Raw genomic sequence first — 4,933 nt, forward strand, 5'->3', positions numbered from 1 at the left:
CACAGTAGTTGGAAGTGAAGGATTTGAACATAAAAAAACTACTAAAGGCATCCTCTCTGTTAAACATGATGGAAAGGTAATAATAGGGAAAGATGTTTATATAGGTGCCTTAAATGCTATATCAAAAGGATTTTCATACCGTAACACTATTATTGGTGATAGCACGAAAACTGACAATTTAGTGCATATAGCGCATTGTGTTCAAATTGGAGAAAGATGTTTATTACCAGCCTCAAGTATGATTGCAGGTAGTACAACATTGGAAGATGATGTTTGGATTGGGCCAGGATCAAGTATTTCATCACAATTAACTATTGGAAAAAATGGATTTATTTCAATTGGATCTGTTGTTACCAAAAATGTTAACATGAATGAAAAAGTAACAGGAAATTTTGCAATTCCGCATAGAAAATTTTTAAAACATATCAGAAACATTACACAGGATGATTAAGGTTGGTGATAGTTCAATTCGAAAAGTAAAATTTACTGATGCAGCTGTTAGAGCATTTGCTGAATTATCGGGAGACACAAATCCAATTCATCTAGATGAAGATTTTGCAAAAAATTCCATATTCAAAAAACGTATAGTTCATGGAATGTTAGTATCAGGTTTAATTTCTGCAGTAATAGCGAATGACCTACCAGGACCTGGAAGTATATATCTACAACAAAACCTTAATTTTTGTGCGCCTGTTTATATTGATGAAGTTGTCGAAGCGATTGTAGTGGTAAAGACTATTAGAAAGGACAAACCAATAGTTACCTTATCAACTATATGCAAATCTGATGGGAAAATTGTAATTGAAGGCGAGGCCATTGTTAAATTACCTTAGCCATTTTTAGTTAAGATGCACTTTTCTATTGAAATAATTAAATACGTTAGACATGTAGCCGCTTCAAGCATAAAAAGGCCTAGCGTCAACTAAAAACCATATATAAAACAATTTTATATATTGTATCATAACATCTTCACCTTATGCACTTCTAATAAGACCTTATAACAAGAAAACAATTAAATTATCTGAAAAATAGGCTTTAGAACTAAAATGTAGTTATAATTTTATGAAAATAATTATTGGAGTACATGAGTTAGCTAATAATGTTTTTTCAATGCATAAAGCATTAAAAAAACATGGTTATGACATTGAATCGGTTGTACTCAAAAACCAAGTTAAAAACCACAAGTTTTATAGCAGTAACAGCTATGATCATGAATTAGAAACCTCGAGTCTATTTCAAACTAATAAATTGCTAAATAAAGTTGCGATCATCCTCACAAAGACATTATTTTTTATAAAATCTCTATTTAAGTATGATGTGTTTGTATACATTACTGATGTAACGCTATTACCACTTCATATGGACTGGCCAATACTAAACCTTCTCAATAAAAGAATTATAATTTTTAATTGTGGTTCAGAAGTGCGTCAGCGCCAAGTACAATATATGATAGATTCAAATGTCTATAACTTTGAGCTCTTTGATGGAGATACTGAGCAACTTAAATTGTATTATCAAAAAGGTAGGTCTTTTCAACAAACTTTAAGAACCCAAGCCTGGGAAGAAATGTTCTGCGATGATATTGTAAGTATTAGGAATCAATCAACTTTTCAAAACAAACCATGTTATGTATTTAAATTCCCTGTAGAGGAAATTAGGAATAAAGTAAAATTACCTAACAAAATCCCTCTCATCATTCATGCTCCTTCAGACCGTATTTTCAAAGGTACAAAATATGTTCTGGAAGCAATAGAAATGCTTAAATCATCAGGGGCGACCTTTCATTTTGAACTTATAGAAAACAAACCAAATGATTACGTACTGGAAAGGTTGAATGAAGCTGATATATTAATTGACCAGCCTGGCTCTTGGGTGGCTAGACTCGCTATTGAAGCCATGGCAGCCAGCTGTGCCACGATTGGTGGAAATATGCAAGAATATATTGATTTTGAGGCACCTTCACCAGTAATTCAATTTGAAACTGATTCTAAAAAACTATATGAAAAATTAAATAAACTAGTGAGTGATATTGATTATAGAAAACAAAAAATGTCAGAATGCTATGACTTTTGGAAAGATCATTACTCAGAAGAGGCCTACAGCAATTTTTTTCGAAAAATTTTAGACAAAACAGCTCATCAATACCAACCGATAAAAAATAACAGAAATCTCTTGTTAAATTTCTCAGAAACAAAATGGCAAAGAATAGCTATTAAACTGCTTATCAAAAAAAGAAGCAGCTATAAAAAATGATTAGAGAATTCCTTAAATCCGGAGCCCTTTACAGTCTATCAGGAATCCTTTCCAAACTGATTTCAGTTTTACTAATTCCAATTTATACAAAAAAACTTTCTCCAGCCGATTATGGAGTTATTGATTTATATATCGTAATTGGCTCCTTTATGGCAATAATAATTGGAGTTGAAATCACACAGGCCAATGCCAGGTTTTTTAGTAGTTCTGAAAATCTTAAAGAGAAAATTCAAATTGCCTCAACATCTCTTTGGTTTACAGTATCTACCTTTGGAATTTTTGTAATAGTTGCTTTATTATTTAACCAAGAGTTAAATATAATCATTACAGGTGATGAGCAGCTCAACTTGACGTATAGAGTAGCGGCAATATCTATTTTCACTCAAGGAATTTTCTACTTTTTTATAACTCAATTGAAATGGATGATGCTACCTCGTTTATATGCAATCGTTAATATTATTTATGTTTTGATATCCATTAGTGTAGCGGCATCCCTTATTATATCAAATCTATACACGGCCGAAGGATACTTTATAGGTAATATCAGCGGATCCTTAGTAGGCGGTACATTAGCTTATTATTTTGGTCGAAACATTTATAGTTTCAAATTCAACCTTTCCATAGCAAGGAAATTACTTAACTACTCTTTCCCAATTATCTTTTCAAGTGTAGCATTAATATTGGCAGGTTTTATTGATAGATTGGTAATCAAGCAATTATTGGGATTAGGAGCTTTAGGCCTATACGGAGTTGCATTCAGATTTGGATCTGTCATAAAACTTGGACTTGTAGGTTTTCAGTCTGGACTAGCTCCGTTAATTTATAAAAATTACAAACTCAAAGAAACCCCCTACAAGATTGAGGCAATTTTCAGGGTGTTTTGTTTTGTTTCATTAAATATAATTGCTTTTCTCACCTTATTTTCAGACAATTTGGTTGAACTGCTAACAAGTCCTGAATATTACAGTTCTTCAAGCATGGTACCTGTAATAGCTTTTAGTGCCTTTTTTGTCTCAACACATATTTTTACACCAGGGATGGAGATTAGAAAAAAAACTAAGTTAGTAGCTTATATAAACATAGGATTTGCTCTTTTAAACTATGTGTTAAATTTAATTTTAATACATCTAATTGGACTATTAGGAGCTGCCATTGCGACCTTAGTTACAACAATTGTGGTATTTGTTATCCGAATGAAGTTGAGTCAGAAATATTATTATATTCCTTATATTCAAAACAAACTTATAATAGGCACTTTATTAATTATTGGTTTATTTAGCTTTCTAAATTACGGAATATTTGATCTCTACGAGATTCACTATATCATAACTGTTAAAGTGCTTATGTTTGCAGTAACAGTAACAGCATTCTATTTCCTATTTACAGATAAAATGGATCGAAGAAAAATAAATACGAAAATTATTAATAGGACTAAGATTTTAAAGTTCAGGGCATAACAGCAGCAACGATCAATACTATGAAATCAATTCTAATTCTTTGTTATGGCCCCTTGCACCGCGACCCCCGCGTTCTTCGTCAAATTAAATGGCTAAAAGAAGATTATACCATTTATACTGCAGGCTATACTAACTCTGAGATTGATGGGATTAATTATATCCCTCTCTCAAAATGTTATCCCGGTTTATTTTCAAAAATTGTTCGTGCATTATTGCTTTTTCTAGGACTGTACAAGATAGCATATTGGAACACAATTAGAAAAATCCAATTGACCACATTGAATAATAAAAAATATGACTTAATTGTTGCTAATGATATAGATGCATTGCCTATCTGTGATAAAATTTCTAGTAACCAAAAAATCCCATTTATTTTTGATGCCCATGAATATTACCCAGATTTTGCTCAGAAAAAGACGTTGACTACCTGGCTTCAAAAAAGGGAGGTTATATATCAGTGTAATCGATATCTTAAACGTGCTTCTGCAGTTACTACGGTAGCAAGTGGAATTGCTCAACTATATGAACAAAATTTTTCTGTACCTGCTATTTTAATTCGAAATTCAAGCCCATATACTGACATTAAAGGTTCAATTGTTGATCCAGAGAATATTCAACTTGTTCACCATGGAGGAACAATGCCCGGCCGACAATTGGAAAAAATGATTGATATTGTCGCTATTCTTGGTAAACGATACTCCTTACATTTTTATTTGGTGGCTCCTCAGGAATTAAAATGGTATGAAAAAAAAATTATAAATTATGCTAAAAGCACTAAAGCAAATGTATACTTTCATAGGCCTGTTAAAACGAACCAAATAATCAAAGAAATAAATAAATACGATATTGGATTATTTCTTTTACCACCAACAAACACCAATTACAAACTGGCTTTGCCAAATAAGTTTTTTGAGTTTGTACAAGCTAAGTTAGCTTTAGCAATTGGTCCTTCAGAAGAAATGGCGAACATAGTTACTCAATATGATTTAGGGGTAGTGTCTAATACCTTTACTGCTAAAAGTTTAGCTGAAGAATTGGAGAAATTATCTCTTCATGATATTGTAAAGTACAAAAATAACTGCATTGAAAGTTCTAAAGAATTATCGGCAGGAAAAGACGAGGTTAAATTTCTTGAAGTTATCAAGAAATCATTAGCCTAAACAAATTAATATAACAAATGAAAATATTAACAGTAATTGGGGCCAGACCTCAATTTATAAAAG

At 31.8% G+C, this 4,933-nt stretch carries 5 protein-coding genes; all 5 read left to right on the forward strand.

Going from position 1 to position 4,933, the window contains the following annotated elements; all coding sequences use genetic code 11:
* Positions 1-451, forward strand: a 451-nt coding sequence (locus E1140_RS01925) for a DapH/DapD/GlmU-related protein (RefSeq protein ID WP_281350338.1), incomplete at its 5' end; no start/stop codon positions are given.
* A complete protein-coding gene (locus E1140_RS01930; RefSeq protein ID WP_155178472.1) occupies positions 444-833 on the forward strand; it encodes a MaoC family dehydratase in 390 nt (129 codons plus the stop codon). The genes E1140_RS01925 and E1140_RS01930, both read left to right, overlap by 8 nt.
* Before the next feature lie 229 nt (positions 834-1,062).
* Complete coding sequence (locus E1140_RS01935) at positions 1,063-2,253, forward strand: glycosyltransferase family protein (protein ID WP_155178474.1); 1,191 nt, start codon at positions 1,063-1,065, stop codon at positions 2,251-2,253.
* Positions 2,250-3,710: a lipopolysaccharide biosynthesis protein gene (locus tag E1140_RS01940; RefSeq protein ID WP_155178476.1), complete on the forward strand. Its 1,461-nt coding sequence runs from the start codon at positions 2,250-2,252 to the stop codon at positions 3,708-3,710. The genes E1140_RS01935 and E1140_RS01940 overlap by 4 nt, the downstream gene beginning before the upstream one ends.
* Before the next feature lie 20 nt (positions 3,711-3,730).
* Positions 3,731-4,870, forward strand: a complete 1,140-nt coding sequence (locus E1140_RS01945) for a glycosyltransferase family protein (RefSeq protein ID WP_155178478.1) — start codon at positions 3,731-3,733, stop codon at positions 4,868-4,870.
* Positions 4,871-4,933: the final 63 nt, after the last annotated feature.

Origin of the sequence: Fulvivirga lutimaris (assembly GCF_009711525.1) — a bacterium.
Lineage (GTDB): Bacteria > Bacteroidota > Bacteroidia > Cytophagales > Cyclobacteriaceae > Fulvivirga > Fulvivirga lutimaris.

What these genes read in the sequence shown, in the direction of transcription:
- E1140_RS01930 (WP_155178472.1), top strand. Translation starts at nt 444, where the DNA reads ATGATTAAGGTTGGTGATAGTTCAATTCGAAAAGTAAAATTTACTGAT.
- E1140_RS01935 (WP_155178474.1), top strand. Translation starts at nt 1,063, where the DNA reads ATGAAAATAATTATTGGAGTACATGAGTTAGCTAATAATGTTTTTTCA.
- E1140_RS01940 (WP_155178476.1), top strand. Translation starts at nt 2,250, where the DNA reads ATGATTAGAGAATTCCTTAAATCCGGAGCCCTTTACAGTCTATCAGGA.
- E1140_RS01945 (WP_155178478.1), top strand. Translation starts at nt 3,731, where the DNA reads ATGAAATCAATTCTAATTCTTTGTTATGGCCCCTTGCACCGCGACCCC.